This window comes from Streptomyces tailanensis, assembly GCF_008386495.1.
GTDB lineage: Bacteria > Actinomycetota > Actinomycetes > Streptomycetales > Streptomycetaceae > Streptomyces > Streptomyces tailanensis.
On the sequence record NZ_VTHJ01000006.1, the window covers coordinates 1 to 26,782 of the forward strand.

At 71.0% G+C, this 26,782-nt stretch carries 25 protein-coding genes and 1 pseudogene; 13 read left to right on the plus strand and 13 right to left on the minus strand.

Annotated features, from left to right (window positions below; translation table 11 throughout):
• Nucleotides 1-242 (plus strand): annotated as a pseudogene (locus F3T56_RS47505) (IS200/IS605 family accessory protein TnpB-related protein); the annotation flags it as partial.
• A gap of 28 nt (nt 243-270) precedes the next feature.
• Here F3T56_RS47505 and F3T56_RS06730 read toward each other — a convergent pair.
• Entirely contained in the window at nt 271-1,353 is a 1,083-nt protein-coding gene (locus F3T56_RS06730) for a helix-turn-helix transcriptional regulator (protein ID WP_149823775.1), read from the minus strand.
• A 700-nt stretch (nt 1,354-2,053) separates the two neighbouring features.
• Here F3T56_RS06730 and F3T56_RS06735 point away from each other — a divergent pair.
• From F3T56_RS06735 to F3T56_RS06755, 5 genes are all read left to right on the plus strand, one after another.
• Nucleotides 2,054-3,088 carry a sugar ABC transporter substrate-binding protein gene (locus F3T56_RS06735; RefSeq protein ID WP_149823776.1) on the plus strand — a complete coding sequence of 345 codons (1,035 nt, stop codon included), beginning with the start codon at nt 2,054-2,056 and terminating at the stop codon, nt 3,086-3,088.
• 9 nt (nt 3,089-3,097) lie between these two features.
• On the plus strand, nt 3,098-4,840 hold the full coding sequence (locus F3T56_RS06740) for a sugar ABC transporter ATP-binding protein (protein WP_246203453.1): 1,743 nt from the start codon (nt 3,098-3,100) through the stop codon (nt 4,838-4,840).
• The gene (locus tag F3T56_RS06745) at nt 4,837-5,838 is read left to right on the plus strand and encodes an ABC transporter permease (RefSeq protein WP_149823777.1); all 1,002 of its coding nucleotides are present in this window, start codon (nt 4,837-4,839) and stop codon (nt 5,836-5,838) included. Before F3T56_RS06740 ends, F3T56_RS06745 begins: the two co-directional genes overlap by 4 nt.
• Nucleotides 5,839-5,891: 53 nt before the next feature.
• On the plus strand, nt 5,892-7,589 hold the full coding sequence (locus tag F3T56_RS06750) for an amidohydrolase (protein WP_149823778.1): 1,698 nt from the start codon (nt 5,892-5,894) through the stop codon (nt 7,587-7,589).
• Nucleotides 7,590-7,685: 96 nt separating this feature from the next.
• The gene (locus tag F3T56_RS06755; RefSeq protein WP_149823779.1) at nt 7,686-8,258 is read left to right on the plus strand and encodes a MarR family winged helix-turn-helix transcriptional regulator; all 573 of its coding nucleotides are present in this window, start codon (nt 7,686-7,688) and stop codon (nt 8,256-8,258) included.
• Nucleotides 8,259-8,290: 32 nt separating this feature from the next.
• Here F3T56_RS06755 and F3T56_RS06760 read toward each other — a convergent pair whose 3' ends face one another.
• From F3T56_RS06760 to F3T56_RS06795, 8 genes are all read right to left on the minus strand, one after another.
• Nucleotides 8,291-9,031 (minus strand): gamma-glutamyl-gamma-aminobutyrate hydrolase family protein, encoded by a 741-nt coding sequence (locus tag F3T56_RS06760; protein ID WP_149823780.1) that lies wholly within the window; start codon nt 9,029-9,031, stop codon nt 8,291-8,293.
• Nucleotides 9,028-10,518 (minus strand): aldehyde dehydrogenase, encoded by a 1,491-nt coding sequence (locus tag F3T56_RS06765; RefSeq protein ID WP_149823781.1) that lies wholly within the window; start codon nt 10,516-10,518, stop codon nt 9,028-9,030. The genes F3T56_RS06760 and F3T56_RS06765 overlap by 4 nt, the downstream gene beginning before the upstream one ends.
• 105 nt (nt 10,519-10,623) lie before the next feature.
• A complete protein-coding gene (locus F3T56_RS06770) occupies nt 10,624-11,469 on the minus strand; it encodes a fumarylacetoacetate hydrolase family protein (RefSeq protein WP_149823782.1) in 846 nt (281 codons plus the stop codon).
• A gap of 10 nt (nt 11,470-11,479) precedes the next feature.
• Entirely contained in the window at nt 11,480-12,424 is a 945-nt protein-coding gene (locus F3T56_RS06775; RefSeq protein ID WP_149823783.1) for a 3,4-dihydroxyphenylacetate 2,3-dioxygenase, read from the minus strand.
• Entirely contained in the window at nt 12,417-13,877 is a 1,461-nt protein-coding gene (locus tag F3T56_RS06780; protein WP_149823784.1) for an aldehyde dehydrogenase, read from the minus strand. Before F3T56_RS06780 ends, F3T56_RS06775 begins: the two co-directional genes overlap by 8 nt.
• Before the next feature lie 126 nt (nt 13,878-14,003).
• A complete protein-coding gene (locus tag F3T56_RS06785) occupies nt 14,004-14,816 on the minus strand; it encodes an acetoacetate decarboxylase family protein (protein ID WP_149823785.1) in 813 nt (270 codons plus the stop codon).
• A gap of 21 nt (nt 14,817-14,837) precedes the next feature.
• Nucleotides 14,838-16,079: an NAD(P)/FAD-dependent oxidoreductase gene (locus F3T56_RS06790; protein WP_149823786.1), complete on the minus strand. Its 1,242-nt coding sequence runs from the start codon at nt 16,077-16,079 to the stop codon at nt 14,838-14,840.
• 28 nt (nt 16,080-16,107) lie between these two features.
• Complete coding sequence (locus tag F3T56_RS06795) at nt 16,108-16,296, minus strand: ferredoxin (RefSeq protein ID WP_149823787.1); 189 nt, start codon at nt 16,294-16,296, stop codon at nt 16,108-16,110.
• Nucleotides 16,297-16,590: 294 nt separating this feature from the next.
• Between F3T56_RS06795 and F3T56_RS06800 the strand changes: the two genes are divergently transcribed.
• The 5 genes from F3T56_RS06800 (at nt 16,591) to F3T56_RS06820 (ending at nt 21,630) form a co-directional block, all read left to right on the plus strand.
• Entirely contained in the window at nt 16,591-17,970 is a 1,380-nt protein-coding gene (locus tag F3T56_RS06800) for a glutamine synthetase family protein (protein ID WP_149823788.1), read from the plus strand.
• A gap of 51 nt (nt 17,971-18,021) precedes the next feature.
• Entirely contained in the window at nt 18,022-19,308 is a 1,287-nt protein-coding gene (locus tag F3T56_RS06805; RefSeq protein WP_149823789.1) for a cytochrome P450, read from the plus strand.
• 118 nt (nt 19,309-19,426) lie between these two features.
• The gene (locus F3T56_RS06810) at nt 19,427-19,876 is read left to right on the plus strand and encodes a nitroreductase family deazaflavin-dependent oxidoreductase (protein WP_149823790.1); all 450 of its coding nucleotides are present in this window, start codon (nt 19,427-19,429) and stop codon (nt 19,874-19,876) included.
• A 403-nt stretch (nt 19,877-20,279) separates the two neighbouring features.
• Entirely contained in the window at nt 20,280-21,296 is a 1,017-nt protein-coding gene (locus F3T56_RS06815; protein WP_149823791.1) for a glutathione S-transferase family protein, read from the plus strand.
• Between the two features lie 37 nt (nt 21,297-21,333).
• A complete protein-coding gene (locus tag F3T56_RS06820) occupies nt 21,334-21,630 on the plus strand; it encodes a DUF4235 domain-containing protein (protein ID WP_149823792.1) in 297 nt (98 codons plus the stop codon).
• A 6-nt stretch (nt 21,631-21,636) separates the two neighbouring features.
• Here the strand turns inward: F3T56_RS06820 and F3T56_RS06825 are convergent, their stop codons facing one another.
• On the minus strand, nt 21,637-22,029 hold the full coding sequence (locus F3T56_RS06825) for a VOC family protein (RefSeq protein ID WP_149823793.1): 393 nt from the start codon (nt 22,027-22,029) through the stop codon (nt 21,637-21,639).
• A 149-nt stretch (nt 22,030-22,178) separates the two neighbouring features.
• Between F3T56_RS06825 and F3T56_RS06830 the strand changes: the two genes are divergently transcribed.
• Together F3T56_RS06830 and F3T56_RS06835 are read left to right on the plus strand one after the other, a co-directional pair.
• Entirely contained in the window at nt 22,179-22,541 is a 363-nt protein-coding gene (locus F3T56_RS06830) for a DUF1304 domain-containing protein (protein WP_149823794.1), read from the plus strand.
• Nucleotides 22,538-23,092 carry a TetR/AcrR family transcriptional regulator gene (locus tag F3T56_RS06835; protein WP_149823795.1) on the plus strand — a complete coding sequence of 185 codons (555 nt, stop codon included), beginning with the start codon at nt 22,538-22,540 and terminating at the stop codon, nt 23,090-23,092. The genes F3T56_RS06830 and F3T56_RS06835 overlap by 4 nt, the downstream gene beginning before the upstream one ends.
• A 13-nt stretch (nt 23,093-23,105) precedes the next feature.
• Here F3T56_RS06835 and F3T56_RS49650 read toward each other — a convergent pair whose 3' ends face one another.
• From F3T56_RS49650 to F3T56_RS06850, 3 genes are all read right to left on the minus strand, one after another.
• A complete protein-coding gene (locus F3T56_RS49650) occupies nt 23,106-23,411 on the minus strand; it encodes a hypothetical protein (protein ID WP_342786902.1) in 306 nt (101 codons plus the stop codon).
• Between the two features lie 696 nt (nt 23,412-24,107).
• Nucleotides 24,108-25,217: an NAD(P)-dependent alcohol dehydrogenase gene (locus tag F3T56_RS06845; RefSeq protein ID WP_149823796.1), complete on the minus strand. Its 1,110-nt coding sequence runs from the start codon at nt 25,215-25,217 to the stop codon at nt 24,108-24,110.
• A gap of 33 nt (nt 25,218-25,250) precedes the next feature.
• On the minus strand, nt 25,251-26,708 hold the full coding sequence (locus F3T56_RS06850; protein WP_149823797.1) for an aldehyde dehydrogenase family protein: 1,458 nt from the start codon (nt 26,706-26,708) through the stop codon (nt 25,251-25,253).
• Nucleotides 26,709-26,782 lie beyond the last annotated feature (74 nt).

Sequence of the window (26,782 nt, forward strand, 5' to 3'; positions counted from 1 at the left end):
TCCGGCGACGGACGGCACCGCCCCCGCACGACCAGAGCGATCGTGCGGGGCATCGGACCGTCCAGGCCCGACCGGGCACCCCGGGGCGTGAGGGACACCGCCCCCGCATCCCCGGACCACGGACACGATCCGTTGGAGCCGGACACGGCGAGACCGCGGTCGACCAGAACACCCAACACCGTTCGGGGCGTTCGGCTGAGCATGAGTCCAGGCAACAGGACTCACTCCCACTCAGTCTTTAGGAACGGTTTCGTGGTCACCCGTCGCACACTACTGAACCGGCTTCAGCCGCCGGGTGGTCTCTTGTGTCCTCTCGGCTGTCCTCTCGACGAAGCGTTCTACGTCTGCGGCGGTCGGCCGGAGCAGCCCGTCCCGTACGGCGAGGGCCGTGGCCTCGGCGCGCGAGGCCGCGCCGGTCTTGCGCAGCAGGTGTTCGACGTGCGTGTGCACGGTACGCGGGGACAGGAACAGCGCCTGCGCGATGGCCTGGTTGGTCTGACCGGTGGCCGCCCTGGTGAGCACCTCCAGCTCACGCGGGCTGAGGCCGTACGGCAGCGGGACGGGCGCCTCGTGCACGAGGACCGCCTGGCGTACGACCGCCGCGCCGAGGGTGTGCCGCCGGAGCGTGACACGGTACCAGTCCTGTCCGACGGGCCACAGCAGCCGCAGCCGCGTGCCGCGCGAGTCGGCGAAGGCGCGCGCCAGCCGGCGGAACTCGGCGTCCCGCAGCACTCCGGCCGGGTCCCGGCCCGGGACGTCAATGGCCTCGTCGGCGACGAGCAGGCTCGCTCCGCCCTCCGCCGGCAGGTCGTGGAGGTCACCGGCGTGGGCGGTGGTATCGGCGAGGACGCCCAGGGCGGGCAGGAGGGAAGCGAGCAGGCGGCGGGTGTCGGTGTCGTACGCGTCCGGGGTGTCGGTGGAGAGGGTGATCATTCCGACGAGCCGGCCGCGGTGGCGCAGTGCGCCCGTCACCGCGTCGCGGACGCCCGCCGGGCGCATCCGCTCGGCGTAGAACCAGCCGTCACGGTAACGCTCCCCGGAGCCTTCGGTCTGCTCGACGTCCTCGATGTCCTCCGAGATGGAGGGCGGGACCTCGCTGCGCAGGACGTTGCCGTACCAGGGCGTCGACATGAACTCGGCGGCCAGGGCCTCGGAGACCTCGGCGTCGTAGCCGACGCCCGCGATCTGCACGTACGTGCCGGTGATCGGGTCGACCTCCAGCAGGGTGGCGGCGTCGAGGGGCAGGGCACGGCCGAGCTCCCGCAGCGCCTCGGCGCAGGCGGACGCGGTGTCGCGCTCGCGGGTGAGCATGCCGATGCGGGTGGCGGCCGCGATCTGGTGGTGGTCGAGCATGCGAGCCTCCCGGGCCTGCCCGAGACCGTGCAGGTCTTTTGGGGCCTAACGATATGGGTCCGGCAATGGTTGGACAAGACATTCACCTATCCGTGACGCGGGGGTGGCGGGGCTGTGGACTCGGCCGTCTGCCGGGCTGTGGCTCAGGCGGCCGATGGGACATGGTTCAGCGGGCCGGCCGGGGCGCGCGGGTCCTCCGAGTCGTGACCCAGCCATCCGCCCGGCCGCGACACACAGATCCACAGAACCGTGGCCCAGCCACCTGGCCGACTGTGGCGCGCCGGTCAGCCGAGCCGTGGCCCAGCGGCCTGCTCGGCCGCGACACAACGGCCCGCCGGGTCAAGGCCCAGGCGTCCACCCAGCCGCGGCACACCGGCCCACCGAACCGGGCCCAGCCATCTGGCCGGCCGTGACACACCGGTCCGCCGGAGCAAGGCGCAGCCGTCCACCCGGCACCGACACACCGGCCCACCGAACCGGGCCCAGCCGTCTGCCCGGCCGCGGCGCAGCGGACCGCTGAGCCGTGGCGCACCGGGATGCCTCGTCCTTGCGGCCGTTGTTCCTCGGCGTGATCTCGTCCGCCGTAAGCGGTCGGTATTTGTACGGATGGTGGGGCGGGGCGGTGGGGTCTTTTCTGGTCGGCACAGCCGGACACCGGTCGATCCGGGTCCACGTCCACGTCCCCTTGGAGAGCCCCGCCATGACCAGACGTCCGTATTTCGTCGCCGCGGCCTCGCGTAGGCAGTTCCTCACGTGGTCCGCCGGGGCCCTCGCCACGACCGGGCTGGCAGCCTCGGGCTGCAGCGCCCCCGAGGGCAGCGGTTCGGCGAAGGCCGCGGGCGCCTCGCCCTCCCCGACGACGCTCAGCCGGATCGGACTCGACTACCCCTTCACCCAACTCCCGCTCTACACCACCCTGGTGAAGCTCTCCACGGCCGCCGCGACGAAGCACGACGTCAAGCTGCTGACGACGAGCGACGCGAGCAACCCCGACACCCAGGCCACCAACCTCAACACCTGGGTCGCGCAGAAGATGCCCGCGATCGTGTCATTCCCCATGGTCTTCGAGGCCGCCGAGTCGATCGCCAAGGCCGCGCTGGACGCGGGGCTGATCTGGGTGACGTACGGCGGAACGCTGGAGAACCAGAGCGCCGACATCCAGTTCAGCTTCCGGGAGGGCGGCAGGCTGCTCGGGGAGGCGGCGGCGAAATGGGCCGACGAGGAACTGGGTGGCAAGGGAAAGGTGGCGTTCCTGGTCGACAACACGATCGAACTGGGCCGGGAGCGCACGAAGGGCATGGTCGACGCGTTCACGAAGCTCGCGCCGGGTGTCGACGTGGTCGCGCAGGAGCAGGCCATCGACCCCGACACGGGTCTGTCGAAGTCCAACGCGATCCTCGCCAAGCATCCCGACCTCAACATCGTCCTCGGGATCACGGACGCGGCGGCGTACGGCGGTTTCAAGGCGTTGCAGCAGGCCGGGCGGAAGAAGGGGGACGCGAAGACATTCGTCGGCGGGCAGGACGGTGCGGCTCCCTCGCTCCTCGCCATCAAGCAGGGCACCTTCTACCGGGCCTCCTCCGCCCTCGCCCCGCAGGACATCGCGAACGCGATCGTCGATGTGCCGCTCGCGGTAGCCGCAGGGAAGGCGAACCCGAGCGTTCAGGTGCCGGTGAAGCTGGTCGGCAGCGGCGACACGGCGGAGATCGACGCGCTGCTCGCCCAGAACGCGTAGGGCTCCGCCATGGCAGACATGACCGAGCCGACCCGGCAGACCGACGCCACCGGGCAGAGCGGGGCCGCCAACCCGCCGAACCTGCGGATCACCGCGTTGAACAAGTCCTTCGGCGGGGTCCGGGCCCTGGACAGCGTGGACCTCACCGTGCCCGCGGGGCAGGTCCATGCCCTCCTCGGTCACAACGGCGCCGGAAAGTCCACCCTGATCAAGTGCCTCGGCGGCGCCTTCCCGCCGGACTCGGGGACGATCGAGGTGGGCGGTGTCCCGCACACCCGGCTCAGCCCTCGTGAGTCGATCGCGGCGGGGGTGGCGATCATCTTCCAGACGCTGAGCGTCGTGGACTCGCTGACCGTGACCGAGAACATCTTCCTCGGCCAGGAGTGGACCCGGTACGGCCGGATCGACCGCCGGGCCCAGGAGAAGGTGGCCGCCGAACTCCTCGACCGCGTCGCCGCGAGCTGCTCACCGCGCGACCGGGTGGGGGAACTCCCCATGGGCCAGCGGCAGTTGGTGGAGATCGCCAAAGCGCTCAGCCGCAGTGCCTCGGTCCTGGTCCTCGACGAGCCCACCGCCGCCCTCTCCGGCACCGAGAGCGACGCGCTCGCCGCCCGGGTGGAGGATCTGCGGAGGCAGGGGCTGGCCATCGTCTACGTCACGCATCTGCTGGCGGAGGTCGAGCGACTGGCCGACGCGGTGACCGTCCTGCGGGACGGCCGGGTCGCCCATCATTCGACGGGGGCCAGGCAGGGCCGCCGGGAGCTGGTGGACGCGATCACGGGTGGACGGGGGGCCGCGTCGGCGGATTCCGCTGAAGACAGGGCGGCTTCGGCCGGTGTTTCGTCAGCCAGGGAGCGGGGCGCGAGCGCCGTTGGCGCGGTGGATCCCCCTGGGAGCGCGGCCCCCGACCCGACCATGGCCACCACCTCGCCGACCGCCTCCCCCACCGCCCGCCTCACCGTGCGCGGGCTACGCGGCCCCGGCTTCGGACCGGTCGATCTCACCGTCGGTGAAGGGGAGATCCTGGGGCTGTACGGGCTGATCGGGTCCGGGCGTACGAGGATGCTGGAGACCCTGTTCGGCAGGCGCCGCGCCTCCGGCGGGACCGTGCGGGTCGGGGAGCGGGTCGTCGAGCCCGCCAGGCCCGCCGACGCGCTGGCCGTCGGGATCGCGCTGGTGCCGGCGGACCGTCGGGCCCAGGGCCTGTTCCCGGGACTGAGCGCGCAGGACAACGTGTTGCTGCCGACCGTAGGGACCCTCGCCCGGCGCGGGGTGCGGGCGCTCGGTGCCGAGCGGCGGGTGTTCGGTTCGCTCGCCGAGGCCATCGGGCTGCGTCCCGCGCGGCCGGGGCTGCCGGCCTCGGCGTTCTCCGGCGGCAACCAGCAGAAGCTGCTGCTGGGCCGGTGGATCAACGAGGCCCGGGCCGTCGACGTCCTGCTGCTGGACGAGCCGACCCAGGGCGTCGACGTCGGCGCCCGCCAGGAGATCTACGACGTCGTCTCCACCCTCGCCGAACAGCGCGGCACGGCCGTGCTGTTCGCCTCCAGCGACCCGGAGGAGGCGGCCGCCCTCGCCCACCGCTGTCTGATCGTCGACCGGGGGCGGGTCATCGGCGAACTGTCGGGCGCCGAACTCACCGAAGAGGCCCTGCTGGCGGCCGTACACGACGCCGACCCCGACCCTCCGCCCACATCCGCCTCCGCCCCCACCCCCGCCGTACCGCACGCCCCACACCACGAAGGAGCAGCATGACCACCGCGACCACGGCGACCGCCGCCGAACGCGCCGTTCCCGGCCCGCGCGCCCTGGCCGCCGGGGGCCTGGCGACCCTGCGACGCCAACCTCTTCTCCTCGTTCTCGCCCTGCTGGTGCTGGTGTTCCAGCTGTCCACGGGCAGCTTCCTCGACCCGGGCAATCTGCGCGGGATCGCCACCGACGCGGCGGCCCTCGCGATCGTCGCCGTACCGCTGGCTCTGCTGGTGATCAGCGGATATCTGGATCTGTCGGTGGGCTCGACGCTGGCGCTCGGGGCGTTGACGGCCGGCTGGCTCGCGGGTGAGCAGGCCCAGTCCCCGGTGGTCGCCGTGGTGGGAGCGCTGGCCGTCGGTGCGGCGGTCGGTGCCGTGAACGGCGTGCTGTGCTGCTACTTGGGGCTGTCGCCGTTCATCGTGACGCTGGGCATGCTGGCGGCCGTGCGCGGACTGGCCCAGCAGCTCTTCCCGCTGCCGCTCAGCGGGTTCGGCGACGGGTTCGCGTGGCTGGGCGGGGCGCGGATCGCCGGGATCGCCGCGCCCGTCGTCATCGCCGGGGCCGTGCTCGTCGCCGGGGCGCTGTTCCTGGCGTACACGCCGACCGGGCGGCATGTGTTCGCGATCGGGGTCAACCGTGAGGCGGCGTACCTGTCCGGCATCGACGTCCGCCGTACGCCGTTCGCGCTGTTCGTGGTCACGGGTACGGCGGCGGCCCTGGCCGGGGCCATCAAGGCGTCGGTGCTGGACAGCGCGGTCTCCGGGACCTCGGGCGCGGGCTTCGAACTGACGGTGCTCACCGCGGTCCTGCTGGGCGGGGTCGCGCTGAGCGGCGGCTCCGGTTCGGTGCTCGGTGTCCTTCTCGGCGTGCTGTTCCTCGGCTGTCTGCAGAACGGGCTGACCCTGCTGAGCGTGCCGACGTTCTGGCAGCAGATGGCCCAGGGTGTGGCCCTGGTGGCGGGCGCCGCGCTCGCGTACTTCGGCCCACGAACGACCCGGTGAACGGCCCCTTCCTTCCCCCTCCGCACTCCTTCGGACACCCCAGAGAGGTCCTCGTGAGCGACACCACCCCCTCCCTCGTCCTGACCGGCGGTCAGGTCATCACCGTCGACGCCGGTTTCACGGTCACCGAAGGTGTGGCCGTGCGCGGCCGGAAGATCGTCGCGGTCGGCACGGACGCCGAGATGCGTGCGCTGGCCGGGCCGACGACCAGGATCGTCGAGCTGGCGGGGCGGACCGTGCTGCCGGGCATCAACGACTCGCATCTGCACGGCGCCGCGTACGGGCTGGCCAAGCCGCCGTTCGCCCTGAACGTCGGCCATCCGGCGGTCGGTTCGATCGCCGACATCGCGGCGGCGGTGGGCGAGGCGGCACGGGCCGCCGGGCCGGGCGAGTGGATCGTCGGCCTGGGCTGGGATCCGGGTTATCTCGCGGAGTGTCGCGCCGATCCGGACCGTTTCCCGCACCGCGCGGATCTGGACGCGGTGGCGCCCGGCCACCCCGTCTGTCTGACCGACTTCTCGCAGCACATGGTGTGGGCCAACAGCGAGGCGCTGCGCCGCTGCGGGATCGACGCCGCCACCGAGGCGCCCGACGGCGGTGTCATCGACCGCGACGCCGACGGCCGGCCGACCGGCATCCTGCGCGAGGCCGCCGGGGTCCTGCTCCAGGCCGCCCTGCCCTCCCCCACCGTCGCCCAGCGCCGCCAGGCCATCCGGAACGTCGTCGCCGAACTCCACTCGCGCGGCATCACCAGCTACACCGAGCCCGGACTCGGCCCCGGCGGCTCCGAAACCCTGTTCGGCGGGCTGAGCACCGACAACTGGACCGCGTACGCCGATCTGGCCGCGACCGGCGGTCTCCATGCCCGGGTCAGTGTCCTCCTCCTGCCCGCGCCGATGGGCGGCTCCGCCGACGACGTCCGCAAGGGCCTCGCGACGCTCCACCGCCCCGAGTCCGCCGACCCCCGGCTGCTGAACGCCATCGGCGTCAAGATCTTCGCCGACGGGGTCCCCCCGAACCGCACGGCCTGGATGAACGAGCCCTACCTCGACGGCGGCCACGGCTCCCTGTGCGTGCACGGGCACACGCCCGAGCTCCAGGTGGACGAGCTGTACGAGATGATCCGCGTCGCCCACGAGGCCGGCTACCAGCTGGGCGTCCATGTGACCGGGGACCGGGCCATCGACATCGTGGTGAACGCGTTCCTGGCCGCGCAGCATGACGCGCCCCGCCGGGACGCCCGGCACTACGTCATCCACGGCGACTTCATCGGCGCGGACAGCCTCGCCAAGCTGGCCGCGCACGGCTACGGCGTCAATATGAACCCCGCCATCAAGTGGACGATCTCCGACCTGATGGAGGAGGTCGTGGGCCCCGAGCGGTCGGCGTACGAGTGGCCGGTGCGCTCGGCCTTCGAGGCGGGCGTCGCGGTGTGCGCGAGCTCGGACGCGCCGATCACCGAGCCCGACTGGCGTCAGGGCGTCGCCGGGATGCTGCTGCGGGAGTCGAAGGCCAGTGGCCGGGTCAGCGGACCGGAACAGCGCGTGGGACTCGCCGAGGCGCTGCGGGCGTACACGATCAACCCGGCGCGGCAGGACTTCGCCGAGGACTGGAAGGGGTCGGTGGAGGTGGGGAAGGTGGCGGACCTGTGCGTCCTCGACCGGCCGCTGCTGGATCTGGACCCTCGTGACATCACTCGGGTCGGGGTCGACATGACGGTGTTCGACGGCGGGGTCGTCTTCGAGCGCTGAGCAGTGCCGACGGGGTGCGGGCGGTCGTTCCTCGCGGGATCTCCGTACAATTTGAGTCCGAACGACCGATTGACCCAACCAACGAGGGGGCGGCCCGTGCCCGGCCAGCGATCCATCACCGAAGCCGAGAAGCTCGCCGCGGCGAAGCTCGGGGGCTTTCCGATCCGCCGGGAGCAGATGGCCGCGGTGGCGAACATCTACCGGGCCGCCTCGGCGGTACGGCAGCACCTGGAGAACTCCGTGCTGCGCGGCTCCGACCTCACCTGGACGGCCTTCGTGGTGCTGTGGGTCGTCTGGGTGTGGGGCGAGTCCGAGACCCGGCACGTGGCGGAGGAGGCCGGCATCTCCAAGGGCACGCTCACGGGCGTGGCGCGGACCCTCGAGTCGCGTGGCCTGCTGCGGCGGGCCGACCACCCCACCGACGGCCGGCTGGTCCTGCTGACGCTCACCGACAAGGGTGAGGAGCTGATGCGGCGGGTGTTCCCGGAGTTCAACGAGGAGGAGGCGTTCGTCACGGCGGGGCTGAGCGACACCGAGTGCCGGAGCCTCGCGGAGGGCCTCCGCACGGTCGTGCTCCAGGTCGAGGAGCACGGCGAGGAGCGCCGCCGGACCCTGCTGAACGGCGCCGAGCCCGCACCGCGCCGCAGCGGCCGCCGCCCGAAGGCCTGACCGCTGCACGGCGCGCGGCCCAACTGCCTTGGTCAGCCGCCGTGTTCCCGGGCCGCCGTCACGAACGCGTCGAACAGTCGCTGCTGGGCCGGGTCCTCGTGGGCGGTGTCCTCGGGGTGCCACTGGACGGCGGTGAACCAGCCCGGGGCGCCCGGGAGTTCGAGTCCCTCGACGGTGCCGTCGGCGGCCCGGGCGGTGATGGTGAGGCCGGTGCCGAGATCGGCCACCCGCTGGTGGTGGTAGCAGGACGCCTCGGCCTTCTCGGTGGCGGTGGCCCGCTCCAGCAGGGTGCCGCGCTGGATCGCCACCGGGTGGACGACGTGCCGGTGCTCCCGTTCCGGGCCGCCCATGTCCTGCTCCAGGGTGCCGCCGAGGGCGACGTTGACGACCTGGAGGCCCCGGCAGATCGCCAGCAGCGGCAGGCCCAGGTCCAGTGCGCGGCGGGCGACTTCGAGATCGAAGGCGTCCTGGAGGTCGTCGACGTCGTAGACGGTCTCGTGGATCCCGGCCGCGCCGTAGCGGTGCGGGGCGAGGTCGCCGCCGCCGGGGAGCAGGACGCCGTCGAAGCGGGCGAGACGGGCGGCCACGTCCGAGTCGACAGGGTGGACGGTCGCCGGCTCACCCCCGGCCCGCCAGACGGCCTCGATCAGTGCACGGGCGTTGACCTCGGCGGCGTACCGCAGCGCGGAGGTCGTCGCGGAGAACCGGGCGGGGATGGCGATCAGCGGCCGTACAGACGTGTGACTGTGGCCAGTGGTTTCCCGGTGGCTCACAGCTGGATCCAGGTGGTCTTGAGCTCGGTGTACTTCTCCAGGGCGTGGGCGGACTTGTCCCGTCCGTTGCCCGACTGCTTCATCCCGCCGAAGGGGACGGTGAGGTCGCCCTCCTCGTAGCAGTTGACCCAGACGGTCCCGGCCTTCAGCGCGCGGGAGACCTTGTGGGCGAGGGACAGGTCGGAGGTCCACAGGCCCGCGGCGAGGCCGTACTCGGTGGCGTTGGCCAGTCGTACCGCCTCGTCGAGGTCGTCGAAGGCGAGGATGGAGAGTACGGGTCCGAAGATCTCCTCGCGGGCCAGACGCATGCCGGGGTCCACGTGGTCGAAGACGGTCGGTTCCAGGAAGCTGCCGCCGGTGTCGGTGAGGATGCGCGAGCCTCCAGTGAGCAGCCTCGCGCCCGCCGCCAGGCCGGTGCCGATGTGCTCCCGTACGCGCGTGAGGTGGTCCTCTCCGACCAGGGCGCCCATCTCGGTGGCCGGGTCGAGCGGGTCGCCGACGCGTAGTTCGCGGGCCCGGCGTACGACGGCCTCGGTGACCTGTTCGGCGATGGAGGAGTGGACGAGGAGCCGGGAGGGGGCGGTGCACATCTCGCCCTGGTTGAAGAAGATGCCCCAGGCGGCGGTGGCTGCGGCCTTGTCCAGGTCGGGGGCGTCCGGGAGGACGATGTTGGGTGACTTGCCGCCCAGTTCCAGCCAGACGCGCTTGAGGTTGGAGTCGGCGGCGTAGTGGAGGAAGTGGCGGCCCACGGCGGTGGAGCCGGTGAAGGCTAGGACGTCCACGTCGGGGTGGAGCCCGAGGGCGCGACCCGCCACCGGCCCTCTGCCGTTGACGACGTTGAGCACGCCCGGCGGCAGCCCGGCCTCCGTCGCGAGGCGGCCGAGGAGGAGGGCCGACAGGGGTGAGTTCTCGGAGGGTTTCAGGACCACCGTGCAGCCGGCGGCCAGCGCGGGCGCGACCTTCCAACTCGCCAGGGTGAGGGGGAAGTTCCAGGGCACGACGGCGCCGACCACACCGGCCGGTTCCCGGGTGACGAGGGCGAGGGCGTCCGGCGCGGTGTGAGGGGACTCGTCGGTGAGTTTGTCGGCCAGTTGCCCGTACCAGCGGAAGGTGTTGATGGCGGCCCGCAGTTCGATGCCGTACGCGTCCGTGATGGGTTTGCCCATCTCCAGGCTGACGGCCAGGGCCAGTGACTCCCGCTGCGCTTCGAGCAGTTCGGCGAGGCGCAGCAGGATCCGGCCGCGCTCGGCGGGTGCCAGGCGCGGCCAGGGTCCGGCGTCGAAGGCCCGCCGGGCGGCTGCCACGGCCGCGTCGATCTCGGCGGGCCCGCCGTCGGCTACCTCGGCGACGGCCTGGCCGTCGCCTGGTGAGACGACGGCGAAGGTGCCGCCGCCACCCGGTTCGTCGGCGCCGTCGATGTGGTGCGCGCCGGGTATCACGAGCGCCTTGGCGCGGCGGAGCCACTCGTCGTGGGTGGCGGCGGGCATGGGGGCCTCCAGAGCAGGTCGGTTAGAGGTGAGGTCGAACAATGCGTGGGCGGCACCGCCTGTCTTCGGCGGATGCCGGAGGTGTCCGCTCAGTCGCGGCACACCTCAGCGACGCGGCGCCCTGACGCCGCGGAACTCCCAGTCGCCGCCGAGCGCGGTGGACAGGACCTCCTCGGACTCGGTGGGCTGGGCGCCCACGTCGGTCCGTACGGGGGCCGGGCCGGTGACGATGCGGTTGGTGAGCCGACCGAGGCCCTCCACCTCCACCTCGACGACATCACCCGGCTGGACGGGACGGGAGTTGGCCGGGGTGCCGGACAGCAGCACGTCACCCGGGTACAGGGTGATCGTGCGGGCGATGTCGGCGACGAGGTAGTGCATGTCCCACTTCATCTCGTCGGTCGAACCGTCCTGGACGACCTCGCCGTTGACATACGTCCGCAGCCGCTTGCCGCGGAAGTCCCAGTCGGTGACCAGGCCGGGCCCGAGCGGGCAGAGGGTGTCGGAGCCCTTCACCCGGAGCATCGAGCCGGCGTCGGTGTCACGGAAGTCGTGCAGGCCGTAGTCGTTGGCGACCGTGTAGCCGGCGATGTACTCCCCCGCCTCCTCGGGCGCGATGTTCCGCGCCGTCCTGCCGATGACGATGGCGACTTCGCCCTCGTAGTTGAGCCATTTGCAGCCCTCGGGGCGGACGATCGCGCCCTGGTGGGAGTTGAGGGAGGAGGTCGGCTTGTGGAAGTAGGTGGGCGTCTCGGGCAGTTCGATCTGGAACTCGTCGACGCGGCTGCGGTGGTTGAGGTGGACCGCGATCACCTTGGAAGGGACGACCGGCGGCAGGTGCTGTGCCTCCTCGATCTTCACACGGCGGCCGTCCCCGGCGACGAGTTCGTCCCCGTCGACGGTGACCTGGACGGCGGCGCCGTCGAGGAGGATGCGGCGGTATTCGGGCATGGGTGGGCTCCTAGATACGGCTGTGAGGGGTGCGCGGGGTGGAGGCGGCGGGCAGGCCGGTGCCGGTCCAGCCGTCGGCCGGGCGGTCGAACCAGAGGTGGACCTGGCCGGTACCGATGGAGTTCTCGTACTCGCCGTACTGGCGGGCCTTGGCCACGCACGCCTGCTCGCCGAGGGCACCGGCCATCATCAGGTAGTGGAAGAACTTCGCCTCGGGCTTGAACTTCCAGAACTCGTCCATGGTGTCGAGGACCTTGTCGTGCCGGCCCTCCTTGAACCAGGCGATCCGCTTGTAGTCCGCCTCGCGGGCCTCCGGCGTGAAGATGTGCACCGGGTCGCTCGCCTCGTGGTCGCGCAGCTCGCGCAGCGGCCAGAAGGTGTGCGAGAGCGCGCCGGAGGCGATGAGCAGGACCCGGCGGCCGGGCGTGGCCGCGATACCGTCCGCGAGGGCGCGGCCCAGCCGCAGATGGTCCTCCATGTCCCCGGTCTGGCAGACCCCGATGGTCACCCACCGCTTGTCGGGCAGCCCCTCCCCCAGGAACTTCCAGAGGTTGATCGTGGCGTAGTAGATCGGCAGGTACTCGTCCTCGATCGCGGTGATCCAGGTGCCGTGCCGGTCGGCGAACTTCTCGATGTTGTACGCGAGTTCGGGGTCGCCGGGAAAGTCGTACGGCATCCTGCACATGCCGCGCGGCAGTTCCTCGGAAGTGAACAGCCCGGCGCGCCGCTGCTGGGCGGTCACGACGAACTCAACGGTGGTGGCCCAGTGGGAGTCGAGGACGACGACGGTGTCGTATTCGTTGGCGGCATCCCCCTCGAAGACGTCCCGGCGGAGTTCCCGGAGCCCGGTCACGAGGGTGATCTCCTTGCCCTCGTTGAGCTCCAGCCGGTCGGCCTCGGGCAGCACGATGGTGGGGACGTGGGCGAGCAGGCCCGCCCCGACGATCTCACCCATGGGACGTCCACCCTCCAGGTGCGGTGACGGTGTTCTTCAGGTCGCAGTAGAAGTCGAAGCTCCAGGTGCCGCCCTCCCGGCCGACACCGGACTGACGGGAGCCGCCGAAGGGCGCCTGAAGGTCGCGTACGAAGAAGCAGTTGACCCAGACCGTGCCCGCGACCAGCTGTGCGGCGACCCGTTCGGCGCGCTCGGGGTTGCCGGTGGCGAGGGTGGCGGCGAGTCCGAAGCGGGTGTCGTTGGCCAGCCGGATCGCCTCCTCCTCGGTGGCGAAGGTCTGGAGGGTCAGGACCGGCCCGAAGACCTCCTCCTGCACGATCTCCGAGTCCTGGGCGACATCGGTGAGGAGGGTCGGTGCGTAGTACTGGCCGTCCTTGCGGTGCCCGCCGATGACCGCCCGTGCCCCGGCCGCGACCGCCCGCCGCACGAATCCGTCGATCTTCTCCAGCTGGCGGGGATGGATGTTGGGCCCGATGTCGGTGGCCTCGTCCCTCGGGTCGCCCTGCCGCAGACCGGACGCCTTCTCGGCGAACCGGCGGGTGAACTCCTCGGCGACCGACTCCTCGACAAGGAAGCGGGTGGCGGCGAGGCAGACCTGCCCGGCGTTGTCGTACTGCTCCACCGCGAGGTCCACGGCGATGTCCAGGTCAGCGTCCGCGAACACCAACAGCGGTGATTTGCCGCCGAGTTCGAGGCTGAGCGGCGTGAGGTTGGCGGCGGCGGACTCCGCGATGCGCTTGGCGGTCGGCACGGACCCCGTGAAGCTGATGCGCCGTACGTCCGGGTGCGAGGTGAGCGCGTCGCCGATCTCGGCGCCGTAGCCCTGTACGACATTGAGGACACCGGCCGGAAGCCCGGCCTCGGCGGCGATGTCGGCGAGGAGCGACGCGGTCAGCGGCGACCACTCGGCGGGCTTGAGGACGACGGTGTTACCGGCGGCCAGGGCCGGCGCCACCTTCCACGTCGCCAGCATCAACGGCGCGTTCCACGGCGTGATCAGCACACACGGGCCCGCCGGATCCCAGCTGACGTGGTTCTTGTGACCCCGGGTCTCGAAGTCCTCGTGCTCCAGCGACAGCAGCCAGTCCGCGAAGAACCGGAAGTTGTGCGCCACCCGGGGCATCACGCCCCGCCGGTGCGAACGCAGCAGCGCCCCGTTGTCCGTCGTCTCGACGATCGCCAGCTCTTCGAGCCGCTTCTCGACCCCGTCGGCGATGGCGTGCAGGATGCGGGCGCGTTCGGCACGGGAGGTTGCCGCCCAGGCGGGAAACGCCTCACGAGCTGCGGCAACAGCGGCTTCGGCCTCGACCGGCCCGCCGCGAGCGATCTCGCCGAGGGGCTGGCCGTCGATGGGCGAGACGTCGGTGAAGGTCTCGGCGGAGGGGATGCGGCGACCGCCGATCCAGTGGCGGGTGTCGACGGAGACTCCGGCGACGATGGTTTTCTCAGACATGAAGATGGCTCCAGATGTACGAAGAGGGGAACGGCCGCGCCCCTTAAGGGGCGCGGGGCTGTGACATTTGCGGCTCCGCCGCGTGGGCGCGACCAGCCACAAACAACCCACGCTCCGAAACCGGCCCTACTCGGCAGACGCTTCCGACGTCCCGGACACCAGCAGCCGCCCGCCGTCCCAGACGACACCCACCTGCCGGTAATACGCGGCTATCGGCTCCCGGATCTCCAGCCGAGCAAGTTCCTCCGTAGGCGCCTCGAACAGCTCCAACTCCGCGTCCCCCACCCACGCCTGCCCGCCCTCGAACGAAGCCGCCCCGGACTCGATCAACTCGTCCAGCGCCAACCCCTTCCCCTTCTCGATCGACGGCAGCCAGCGATGATGAGCCATGGGATGCCCGTTCACGAACCCATTCGTCTCCGACGGCTCCCGGAGCGTCACGACGGTCTGGGCCAACCGGCGGTCGGCGGCGGCCAAGGTCGCCCCGAACCTCGCCCCCGCCGAGATCCGCGGAGCGGGCCCGTACGGATGCGGCCGCGTCTGATGGATGGACCCGAGCTTCTTCGGGTACCCCTGGTGCAGCCCGCGGGCGATCGCGAAGTCCTTGTCGACCCAGATGTAGACGCACCGCGAGTACGTCCGCCCCTTGTACTGACAGCGGACGACCGCGAAGGCCTCCTTGTACTGGGAGAGCACCGGATCGAGCAGCTCCGCGCCGGACGCCGAGCAGGACTGCCAGTCGGCCCAGATCAGCGCGACCGCACCCGGGTCGTCGTCGGCCAACTCCAGCGGCTCGGGCAGCAGTTCACGTACCCGGGCGGGATCGGTCCGGTACTCGACGGTCAGCAGGTCCCCGGAGTAGCGCCAGGGCGGGGACGGGATGAGTGACGAGGCACCGCTCGCCGTCTTGGGGTGGAAGTATCCACGGACACTGGTCATGACGAAGGTTCCTTACCTTGCTCACGCGGTGAGGGCGGGCTGCTTGAGCAGCTGGGCGCGGTACTTGGCGGCGCCCATCGCGGCGGCCTGTCCGCCGAGGGCGACGACACCGACCAGGTGGCCGCCGCGGTGGTAGCCGAACAGGACGTCCCCGTCCCGGTCGCCGTCCGGATCGCCGTCCAGGACGCGGACATCGCCCTTGCCGAGGGCCGGCGCCCCGAAGGACTGCAACCGGAAGTCGTGCTGGTCGCTCCAGAAGGTGGGCAGCGGCGCGAAGGCCGGCAGGCAGACCTCGAATCCGGCGAGCTGGGCGGTGAGCACCTTGGCGGCGTGCTTGGCGGTGTCCGTGGGAATGGACCAGTGCTCGACGCGGCGCGGCACCCCGTCGTAGCGGGCGTTGGGGAAGCGGGCCACGTCACCCACCGCGACGACGTACGGAAGTCCGCCGACTCTCAGCTGCTCGTCGGTCAGTGCTCCGTCCGTGAGGTCGAGCCGGTTGCCATCGAGCCATTCGGTGTTGGCGACCGAGCCGACGGACTCGACGACCACGTCGGCGGGGAGCACGCGGCCGTCGCTCAGGACGACGCCGGTGACCCGGTCTTCACCCCCCTCGGCACCCCCGACGCCCTCGAACCCGGCGACGCCCGTGCCGAGCGCGAAGCGCACCCCGCGTTCCTCGTGGCGCCGCAGCAGGGCTCGGGCGGGGGCTTCACCGAGGGGTCCGACCATCGGCAGGGGCAGGGGATCGACGACGGTCACCTCCCGGACGCCGAGTCCCACGGCGGTGGCAGCGACCTCGCAGCCGATGAAGCCGGCGCCGATCACGACCACGCGGACGCCGGGCCGGGTGAGCGCGTCGCGCAGGGCCTGGGCGTCGGCGAGCGTACGGACGGTGTGGCGGCCCTCTGTCGGGCCGGGGCAGCCGAGCCGTCGCGGTCGCATGCCGGTGGCGACGACCAGGCCGTCGAAAGCGAGGGTGGATCCGTCGGCCAGGTCCAGGGTCCGTTCGGCGAGGCGGGCCGCGGCGACGGGGCTGCCGAGCCGCCATTCGACGTCGGCCGCGGCCGCCTTGGGCGTGAACGCCAGGGAGTCGAAGGAAGCCTTGCCGGCCAGGACCTCCTTGGACAGCGGCGGCCTGTTGTACGGCATGTGCGGCTCGTCGCCGACCACGGTGATCGCGCCGGTCCAGCCGGCGGCGCGCAGTTGTTCGGCAGCGCGCAGACCCCCCATGGAGGCGCCTGCGACGACGACACGACCGGTCACGGGCACAGGCGAGGGCGCGGCGGGCACGTCAGGCCTCGATCCGGATGGCCTGGAGCGGGCACACGTCCGCCGCCTCCTCGACCTCGTCGCGCAGCGATTCGTCGGGGTCGGAGACGTACAGCAGACGCCCCTCGTCGTCCATCGAGAAGACATCGGGGGAGGCGAAGACGCACTGGCCGTGGTCCTGGCACTTGTTCATGTCGACGACGACCTTCATGGCCGGTCCTCCTGGAGGTGAGGGCGTCGGAGCGGGGGTGAAGGAGGGAAGAGGGACCCGGCCGCGCGGGTGGCGCCGGGCCCCGGCCAAAGGGGTGCGGGACCACAAGGGACCGCACCCCCTAACTCGTTTGGCTTCAAACAAGGTAGGCGGACCAGGAACCCTGGTCAATATCTATCCCCATGGATAATTTCTTTCCGTAGCCCCTTGCAGGGCGAGCCACCCCCTCTTACCGTTTGGCATCAAATAAACGGCCCAGGGTCGTGACCCCATCACCTGTCCGAGGAGACATCGGTGAGCGCATCCGACATCCCAGAGGTCCGCCGGCAGATGGCCCGGCTCGCCGCCGACGGCATCGACGTCGTCCGGGTGACCTATCCCGACCTGCTCGGCACTGACCGGGCGCGTGATGTGCTGCTGGAGGAGTTGCCCCGGGCCTGCGAGCACGGGCTCGCCTTCTGTCGAGCCGTATACCACACCACCCCACAGGGCGATGTCGTCCCGGTGGCGGGCGGTCTCGACGCCGGACTGCCCGACATCTCCGTACGACCGGACCTCGACACCCTGGTGAAGCTGCCCTGGGAGCCGGGGGTGGCCACCTGTCTCGGCGAGGTGATCGACCCGGCGACCGGGTCACCCGCGCCGGAGTCCCCCCGCGACCTGCTGCGGGCCGTACTCGCCCGGTGTGCCGAGCACGGGCTGCGACCGGTCGTCGGCCCGGAGCTGGAGTACTACCTGTGTGAACCCGAACCCGGACCCGAACGCGAACCCGGGACGGGGCCGGCGAGCGGCTGGCGTCGTTACGCCGGGGACTCCGGGGTCGTCTACACCGCCGGGCTGCGCGCCGACCCCGACAACCATCTGCTGCGCACCCTGCGCCACGTCCGCGACCTGAACATCGGGGTGCTGAGCGGCAACCACGAGTTCGACGGCGGACAGTTCGAGATCAACCTCGTGCACTCGGAGGCCCTGTCGGCCGCCGACCGCGCCTTCCGTTTCAAGGCCGCGATCAAGGAGCTGGCCCGTCGCGAGGGCAGGCTCGCCACCTTCATGGCGAAGCCGTTCAACGACGCCGGCGGCTCCGGCTTCCACCTCCATCTGTCGTGCGAGGACGCGGAGGGTCGCAATCTCTTCGACGACGCCTCCGGCCCGTACGGGCTGTCCAGCACGGCCCGCCACGCGGTCGCCGGGGTCGTCGCACACGCCCCCGCCCTCGCCGCGCTGCTCAACCCGACGATCAACTCGTACAAACGCTTCGGGCCCGACACCCTCGCCCCGTGGCTGATCGACTGGGGGCTCGACAACCGCAGCGCGATGGTCCGCATCCCGCCGGAGCGCGGTTCCGGCGCCCGTCTCGAACTGCGGCTGGGTGACGCCAGTGCCAATCCGTACCTGGCCGTCGCGGGCACCGCAGCCACCGCGCTGCTCGGTGTCCTGGCGGGCGAGGAACCGCCGGCGCCGCTGAAGGGCTACGGGTACGACACCAGCAGGTCCGCCCTGCTGCCCACGACCCTGACCGAAGCCCTCGACGCACTGGAGGCGGACACCGCCCTGGCCGAGGTGCTCGGCAAGGACTTCGTCTCCTCCTTCCTCTCCTACAAGCGGAACGAGGTCGAGCGCTTCCGACGGCACGTCACCGACTGGGAGTTCACCGAGTACGCCTACCACCTGTGACAGCCACCCGTGACAGCCGCTCCCGAAGTTCTTGACGCAAAGGATCCATCGATGGCCGAGACCCCCACCACCACCGCCGTGTACGAACCCCTGCCCCTCAAAGACGTCGACCTCGCCGACCTGGACAACTTCACGGACGGCGTCACCCCGTGGCGGATGTTCCACACCCTGCGCCACGAGGACCCGGTGCACTGGCAGCCGGAGGAGGCCCCCAACTCCGGTTTCTGGGCGGTGACCCGGCACGCGGACATCGCCCGTGTGGACCGCGACGCCGAGACCTTCACCTCCACGAGGTTCGTGAACCTGGAAGAGGTCGACGACGACCAGATCAAGAAGCGCGCCTCCATCCTGGAGCTGGACGGTGTACGGCACCGCGCGCTCCGCAGCGTGATCCAGCGGCAGTTCGGCGCGAACGTCATCAACAGCTACACCGACTTCCTGCGCGGCCTGACCGCGACCACGCTTGACACGGCCCTCGCCAAGGGCAGCTTCGACTTCGTCGCCGATGTCTCCGCCGACTTCCCCATCAACGTCCTGGCCAGGCTGCTGGACGTGCCGCCTGCGGACAACCAGAAGCTCATCGACTGGGGCAACCGGATCATCGGCAACACCGACCCCGACTACGCCGACGTCCTGCTGCACAGCGCGGAGAGCGAGCAGTACCGCGATCTGCCGTTCCGCTCCCCCGCCTCCCTGGAAGTCTTCGAATACGGCCGTGAACTGGCCCGGCAGCGGCGCGGCGGCGACGGCGCGGATCTGGTGTCGAAACTGGTCAACACCATCCCGCGCGACGGAGTCCCACTCTCCGCCCAGGACTTCGACAACTACTTCCTGCTGCTCGTCGTGGCGGGCAACGAGACCACCCGGCACACCATCTCCCACTCGATGCTGGCCCTGCTCCAGCACCCCGAGCAGCTCGCCAGGCTCAAGGACGCCCCCTCCCTGATCCCGGGGGCGGTCGAGGAGTTCCTGCGCTGGGCCTCCCCCGTCTACCACTTCCGCCGCACCGCGACCCGTGACGTCGAACTCGGTGGCAAGCAGGTGAAGGAGGGCGACAAGGTCGTCATGTGGTTCGCCTCCGGCAACCGCGACGAGGAGGTCTTCGGCAACCCGTACGACTTCGACGTCACCCGCGCCGACAACGACCACGTCACCTTCGGCAAGGGCAGCCCCCACCTCTGCCTCGGCAATCTGCTCGCCCGGACCGAGATCCGCATCATGTTCGAGGAGCTGATCCCCCGCCTCGCGGACATCCGCCTCGCCGGTGACGTGCCCCGCGTCCGCTCCAACTTCGTAAACGGAATCAAGAAACTGCCGGTCGAGGTGACATTGGCCTGAGGGGTCGGGCCCCTGCCGGGCCGGAAAAGTCGGTCCCGGCCGCGGGGCGGATGAATCCGCGGGAGACCGGTGTTGAATGCGAGGGACAGCATCTGTACGTGACAGCAAGGGAGTTGTCATGCCTCTTGAGGGCGAGTACGTGCCGAGTCCGACGCAGTGGGTGCGCGAGCAGGTCGAGTTGTACGAGAGCTCGGGTGGCACCAGAGGGACGACGCTGATGGACACCGGTATGCCCGTCGTCGTCCTCACCACGCGCGGCGCGAAGAGCGGCAAGATCCGCAAGACTCCGCTGATGCGCGTGGAGCACGACGGGCGGTACGCGGTCGTGGCCTCGCAGGGCGGCGCGCCCAAGCACCCGGTCTGGTACCACAACCTCAAGTCCGACCCCCATGTCGAAATCCAGGACGGGCCCGCGCGCCAGGACATGACGGCACGAGAGGTCACCGGGACCGAGAAGGCCGAGTGGTGGGAGCGCGCGGTCGCCGCGTACCCGCCGTACGACGACTACCAGAAGCGGACCGACCGGGAGATCCCCGTCTTCGTGCTGGAGCCGTCGACCGGGCAGTGACCGCCTTCTTGGCAGTCGGCTTGGCAGTCGGCTTGGCAGTCGGCTTGGCAGCCGGCGAAAAGCCGGGAGAAAAATCTTCGATTCGGTGCGCATGATCACTCACGCACCGGGCACACGAGGATCAGGCCCCGCCGCGTTCCCCCGTCGCGGCGGGGCTTTCCGCTGCCCTCCTCGCGGCCCGGGCGTCCGTCACATCGTCTCCGTGTCCGCCGTCGTCTCCGTATCTGTTGTCGTCTCCGTGTCTGCTGTCGTCTCCGTGTCTGTTGTCCGGCTCACCTTCGCCGATTGCCCCGAGTGGTCCCGCTCACACCGTGGGGTGCGCGGAAAACGGGGAACTCTCACCAGTGCAGACGCAATGCGGACGTAAGGCAGACGTATCCGGATGGATCGGGAGGAAGGCCAGATGAGCGTCGGCGAGGGGAACGAGCAGTACGGCAGGAAGGCGTTCAAGCGGTCCAAGAGCCACTTCACGGACCGGATCACCGCCGACGGCCGGGACGGCTGGCCCGTGGAGGCAGGCCGCTACCGGCTGGTCGTCAGCCGTGCCTGTCCGTGGGCGAGCCGGGCGGTGATCTCCCGGCGGCTGCTCGGCCTGGAGGGGGCGTTGTCGTTGGCCGTGGCCGACCCGATCCAGGACGACCGCAGCTGGCGGTTCACCCTGGACCCGGACGACCGCGATCCCGTCCTGGGCATCCGGTTCCTGAAGGAGGCGTACGACGCCCGGGAGAGCGAGTATCCCGGGGGTGTCAGCGTCCCGGCGATCGTCGACGTACCCAGCGGCGAGCTGGTCACCAACGACTACCAGCGGCTCACCCTCGACCTCGCCACCGAGTGGACGAACCTGCACCGCGCGGGCGCGCCCGACCTGTATCCGGCGGGGCTGCGCGACGAGATGGACGCGGTGATGGCCGAGGTGTACGAGGACGTCAACAACGGCGTGTACCGGGCGGGGTTCGCCACGGGCCAGGAGGAGTACGAGGAGGCGTGCGACGCGGTGTTCCGTCGGCTTCAGGCGCTGTCGAAGCGGCTGACCCGGCGGCGTTATCTCGTCGGCGACACGATCACCGAGGCGGACATCCGGCTGTTCACCACGCTGGTGCGGTTCGACCCCGTCTACCACGGTCACTTCAAGTGCAACCGCTGGAAGCTGGCGGAGGACCGGGTGCTGTGGGCGTACGCCCGTGACCTCTTCCAGACCCCGGGGTTCGGTGACACTGTCGACTTCGACCACATCAAACGGCACTACTACCGGGTGCACACGGGCATCAACCCGACCGGCATCGTGCCGCTCGGCCCCGATCTGTCGGGCTGGCTCACGCCCCACCAGCGCGAGGAGCTGGGCGGCCGCCCGTTCGGCGACGGGACGCCGCCGGGGCCGGTGCCCGCCGCCGAGGTCGTGCCCCCGCAGGGGCGTCCCTGACCACCGGCGACATCGCGACGCGAAGGAGGAGAGCCAGATGCCCAAGAGGAAGAAACTCCCCCTGGCCTACAAGCCCCTCGGCTTCACCCTCGGCTGGGTGAGCGGGGCGCTGGCCTCGATGGCGTTCCGCGCGACGTGGAAGGCGATCCGCCACGAGGACGACGCGCCCGACGCGCTGGACCGGGATCGCGGCTGGGGCGAGGTGCTGCTCGCCGCCGCCGTGCAGGGCGCGATCTTCGCGGTCGTACGCAGCGCGGTGGACCGCACGGGCGCCAAGGCCATCGAGCGGTCCACCGGGGTGTGGCCGACCGCCGAGAAGGGCGGCCGGGACTGACGTTCCTCAGCCCGACTTGGGTGCCGTGGGGTGTTCGCGGCGCAGCGTGAAGGAATGGCCGGCCGGGTCGGAGTAGCCACGCTCCTCGAACGGCCCGGTCGGCTCATTCGTGTCCACCGGGCGCCCGCCGAGGGAGACGATCCGCCGCTCGGCCTCGTCGAGGTCCTCGACGTAGAAGTCCAGATGGGTCTGGAGCGAGTTCTCGGGGCGCGGCCAGCTCGGCGGGGTGGCGTTGACATCGCGGCGGAACGCCAGCCGGGTGCCACAGGCCCCCTGGATGTCGACCCGGTTGGCCGTCGCGTCCGTCTCCTCGGCGTCGAGCAGTCCCGTGTAGAACGCGGCGAGCCTCTCGGGTTCGGCGCAGTCCAGCACCACGAGGCCTGCCTGTACCAGTGCCATGTCTCCTCCGTGGGTCAGCTATACGACCCCCGGGTACCCCGCCAGCCGTACCCGACCGTCGTTGGTAATTTCCTGGACGACTGTCCAGCTATAGTGGACACCTGTCCAAGAAGTGCGGAAGCATCGAGTGAACAACGGAGTCTGTTGACATGGAGATAGTGGCGAATGTGCTGGTCGCTCTGGTGGCCTCGCTGCATGTGTACATCCTGGTGATGGAGATGTTCCTGTGGCAGAAGAAGCCGGGGATGGGGTTCCACGGCTTCGACGCGGAGCTGGCTCGGCGCACCGCCCCGATGGCGGCCAACCAGGGTCTCTACAACGGATTCCTCGCGGCCGGGCTGGTGTGGGGGCTGATCGCCGGTGACCCGACCGGCTTCCGGGTCCAGATCTTCTTCCTGGGCTGCGTGATCGTCGCCGGTGTGTACGGCGCGGCCACCGCCAACCGCCGCATCCTCGTCGCCCAGGCGCTCCCCGGCGCGCTCGCGCTGGCGGCCGTCCTCGTCGCCGGATGACCGTGGAGGACCCCCGGGCCGCCCGCACCCGGGCCAAGCTGCGGGAAGCCCTCCTCGACGAGTGCGCCCGGCGTCCACTGCCCGAGGTCAGCGTGGCCGCGCTGGTCCGCCGGGCGGGGGTCGGGCGGGCCACGTTCTACCTGCACTATCCGGATCTGGAGGCGCTGGCCGTGGACGCCTGCGCCGATGTCGTACGGGAGGCGGTGGAGGCCCTGCACGCATGGCGCGGCCGGCCCGACCCGGTGCGGGCGCCGGCGGCCCTGCCGGAGTTCTTCGCCGGTCTCGCCCCGCACGCCAACCTGTACCGTGCCCTGCTGCTCCCGGGTGGCGGCGGCCCGCTCGGCCACGTCCTGCACCGGGACCTGCGCGCCTACAGCCTGCGTGAACGCGAGCTCGCCGGTGCGGCGGACGCCCCGCTCGTGGCCTCCGCCGTGTCGGCCACCTTCGCGGGCGTCCTCGCCGACTGGCTGCACGGCCTCATCGAGGCCACCCCGCAGGAGATCGCCGACCAGGCCTGGCAGTTGCTGGTCGCGCTGCACCGCAGCCGATGAGCACCACGCCCGGTCAGGCGCAGCCGTGGCCCTCCGCCACCTCGGGCCACACCTCGACGCCGTCGGGGGTGCGCACGTACACCTTCGACGGGTCGTCCGCGACGAGCCACAGCGCCCGGTCCTCGTAGCGGTACCCGGTGTTATGCGCGTTCTCGGGCATCCGTACGCCGCTGTCGTAGGCGGAGGTGAGCATGCCGTCGGGCAGGACGCCCTCGGGGTCTCGGGCGTACAACCGGCCATCCTCGTCGGCGTCGCCGCCCAGGGACAGGAAGTGGGCCGTCTGCCAGCCGCAGTGCTCCGCACCCGCGGACGTGTGCACCTTGGTGATCGGTACGCGCCTGCCGTTCTCGTCGGTCCAGATCTCGTACCACCGCGAGCCGGTGAAGCTCGCCGGGAGTTCGGCCGGGTCGCAGGAGGCGCTGGTCTCCGGGCCCCAACCGGGGCTGCCTTCCGGTCCTTGGCGACGATCACGGCGACCTTGGTCTTTCCATCGACGTCGTAGGAGAACAGAACGCGGTCCTTCTCCTCGCGCTCGACGCGGTAACCGGAGCTCGGGACGTCGGGCACCTCGATGTCGAAGTACGCCTTCAACCCCTCCTCGGGCGTGTCTCCGCCGTCGTTCTCACTCCAACCGCCGGGGCCGCCTCCGCCCGCGTAGATCGCGCCGTCGCACTCCAGCGCCCTCCCGGCCGCGCCGGACTCGATCTCCATCGCCCTTACGCCGTCTTCGTCGACCTCCCGGTGCGGCACATGGAGCGGCCCGTCGTACGGCGCGGCCGGAGGGCTGCCCTCGACCAACAGACCGCCCTCGGTCTCGCCTCCGCACCCCACCGCCGCCATGGCCAGGACGAGTACCGTCGCCACGCGTCTCGCGCACATCCCCCGCTCCTCCCTGAATCGAAGCTCTCCGGAACACCGAACGTCCGGTGTCCCTCCTGTGACGCGGAAGGGACCCGGGACGTTCGATGATCGGCGGGGAGGAGGCTCGGTGGATCCGCAGTGAATCCGCGGTGGATCAGAACATCAGTACCGGCTTGATGGCCTTGCCGCCGCCCATGTCCGCGACGGCCTGGTCGATGTCCTCGAACTTGTAGCGGCTGATCAGGCGGTCCAGCGGGAGCTTGCCCGACTTGACCAGGTCGACCAGGACGGGGATGTCGGTCTGGGTCTCGGTGTCGCCGAGGGTGAGGCCGACGACCCGCTTGCCGCCGAGCATGCCGTTGACGTCGAGGGAGACCTCGGTGCCGAACGGCGGGGCGCCGACGATGACCAGGGTGCCGCGTGCGGCGAGCGCGTCGACGCCCTTGCGCAGGACGAAGACGCTGCCGGTGGTCTCGACGATGCCGTTGGCTCCCTGGCCGCCGGTCAGCTCCATGAGGGCGGCGGTGATGTCCTCGACCTCGCCGGCGTTCACGGTGTGGGTGGCGCCCAGCTCCAGGGACAGCTCCAGGCGCTCGGCGACCTTGTCGACGGCGATCACCTTGGTGGCCGGGGTCAGGGCCGCGGCCATCACGGCGGAGAGGCCGACGGCTCCGGCGCCGAGGACGACGACGGTGCTGCCCGCGCCGGGCTCCAGGACGTTCCAGACGGCGCCGACGCCGGTCTGCACGCCGCAGCCGAGGGGGGCGATGGAGTCCAGCGGTACGTCCGGGTCGACCTTGACGAGGCTGCGCTCGTCGACCAGGGCGCGCTCGGCGAACGAGGACTGGCCGAAGAAGTGGCCGCCGAGCGGCTCGCCGTCGCGGCTGATGGTGCTGGTGCCGTCGGCGCGGCGGCCGCCGATGAGGTTCAGCGGCAGCCAGGTGGCGCAGTACGCGGGGTGCCCGTCGCGGCAGTTGGCGCAGCCGCCGCAGGAGGTGAAGGAGAGGACGACGTGGTCGCCGGGGGCCACACCGGTGACGGCGGAGCCGATGGCCTCGACGACGCCCGCTCCCTCGTGGCCGAGGACGCCGGGCAGGGGGAACGGCAGTCCGCCGCCGGCGACACCGAGGTCGGTGTGGCAGAGGCCGGTGGCGACCATGCGGACGATCGCCTCGTGGGGGCCGGGCTCGTCGAGGACGACCTCGGAGAGGGTGAAGGGTGCTCCCCCGGACTCGACCACGGCGGCGCGAGTGGTGGTGGACATCGCGGTAACTCCTTTTGCCTGTAAGGGGGTTGCTCAGTCGAGGGAGACGACGACGGACTTGACCTTGGTGTAGGACTCCAGGGCCTCGGGGCCGTACTCGCGGCCGAAGCCGGAGGCCTTCACACCGCCGAAGGGGACGGCGGGGTCGAGCATCGCCCAGTCGTTGATCCAGACGATGCCCGCCTGGAGGCGGTCGGCGACGCGGTGGGCGCGGGCCAGGTCGGTGGTCTGGATGCCGGAGGCCAGGCCGTACGGCGTGGAGTTGGCGAGCTCGACGGCCTCGTCCTCGGAGTCGAAGGGCTGCACGGTGAGGACGGGGCCGAAGATCTCCTCCTGGACGACCCGGGAGTCGTTGGCGAGGTCGGCGATGACGGTGGGCTTGTAGTAGAAGCCGCCGTTCAGGTCGAGACGCTCGCCGCCGCAGACGATGCGGCCTCCCTCCTTGCGGGCCAGCTCGACGTACTCCTCGACCTTCTTCAGGTGCCGCTCCCCCGCCATCGGGCCGATGACGGTCTCGGGCTGCCGCGGGTCGCCGAGGGGCACGCCGGGCACGGCGTCGGCGAGGATGCCGACCAGGATGTCGTAGAGCGGGCGGGCGACGAGCAGGCGGGGGCCGCCCATGCAGAACTGGCCGGTGTTGAAGACGAAGCCCTTGATGACGGCGCCGACGGCCTTCTCCACGTCGGCGTCCTCGAAGACGATGTGCGCCGCGTTGCCGCCGAGTTCCATGGTGACCGGCTTCAGGCTCTCGCCGGCGACGCTCGCCGCGTACCGGCCGGTCGCGGTGGAGCCGGTGAAGGCGATCTTGTCGACGCCCGGGTTGCGCAGCAGGGCCTCACCCGCGACGGGTCCGGTGCCGGTGACGACGTTGTAGACGCCGTCCGGGACACCGGCCTCCTTCAGCAGGCCCGCCATGTAGAGGGCGCTGAGCGGGGTCTCCTCGGCGGGCTTGTGCACGACCGTGTTGCCGGCCGCGAGCGCGGGGGCGATCTTGCTGCCGGCCAGGATCAACGGGAAGTTGAACGGGGTGATCGCGCCGACCACGCCGATCGGGCCGCGCTTGGTGTAGGCGTGGCGGTTCCCCGGGACGTCGCGGTTACCGCCCTCCAGGCTGAAGGCGAGGGAGGCGTAGTACTCGTAGTCGTTGGCCGCGTTGGTCACGTCGACGGCGTGGGCCAGAGTGATCGGCTTGCCGACGTCACGGCTCTCCAGCGCCGCTATCTCGTCGGCGTTCTCCCGTATCAGCTGGGCGACGCGGTGCAGGATCCGGCCGCGCTCCCGGCCGCTCAGCCCGGACCAGGTGCCGCTGTCGAACGCCTCGCGCGCGGCCTGTACGGCGGCGTCGACGTCGGCCGCGCTCGCTTCCGCGACGGTCGTGACCACCTGGCCCGTGGACGGGTCGATCACGTCGGCGCGTGCCCCGTCAGTCGCCTCGCGCCACTGCCCACCGATGAACAGCCGCCCGGGCTCGCTCTCGAAGGTGGTCGTCATTGCCCACTCCTCAGCTTGATTCAGCCTTGATCGCCAAGTCTTGATCACTAAGTCTTGATCACTAAGTCTTGATC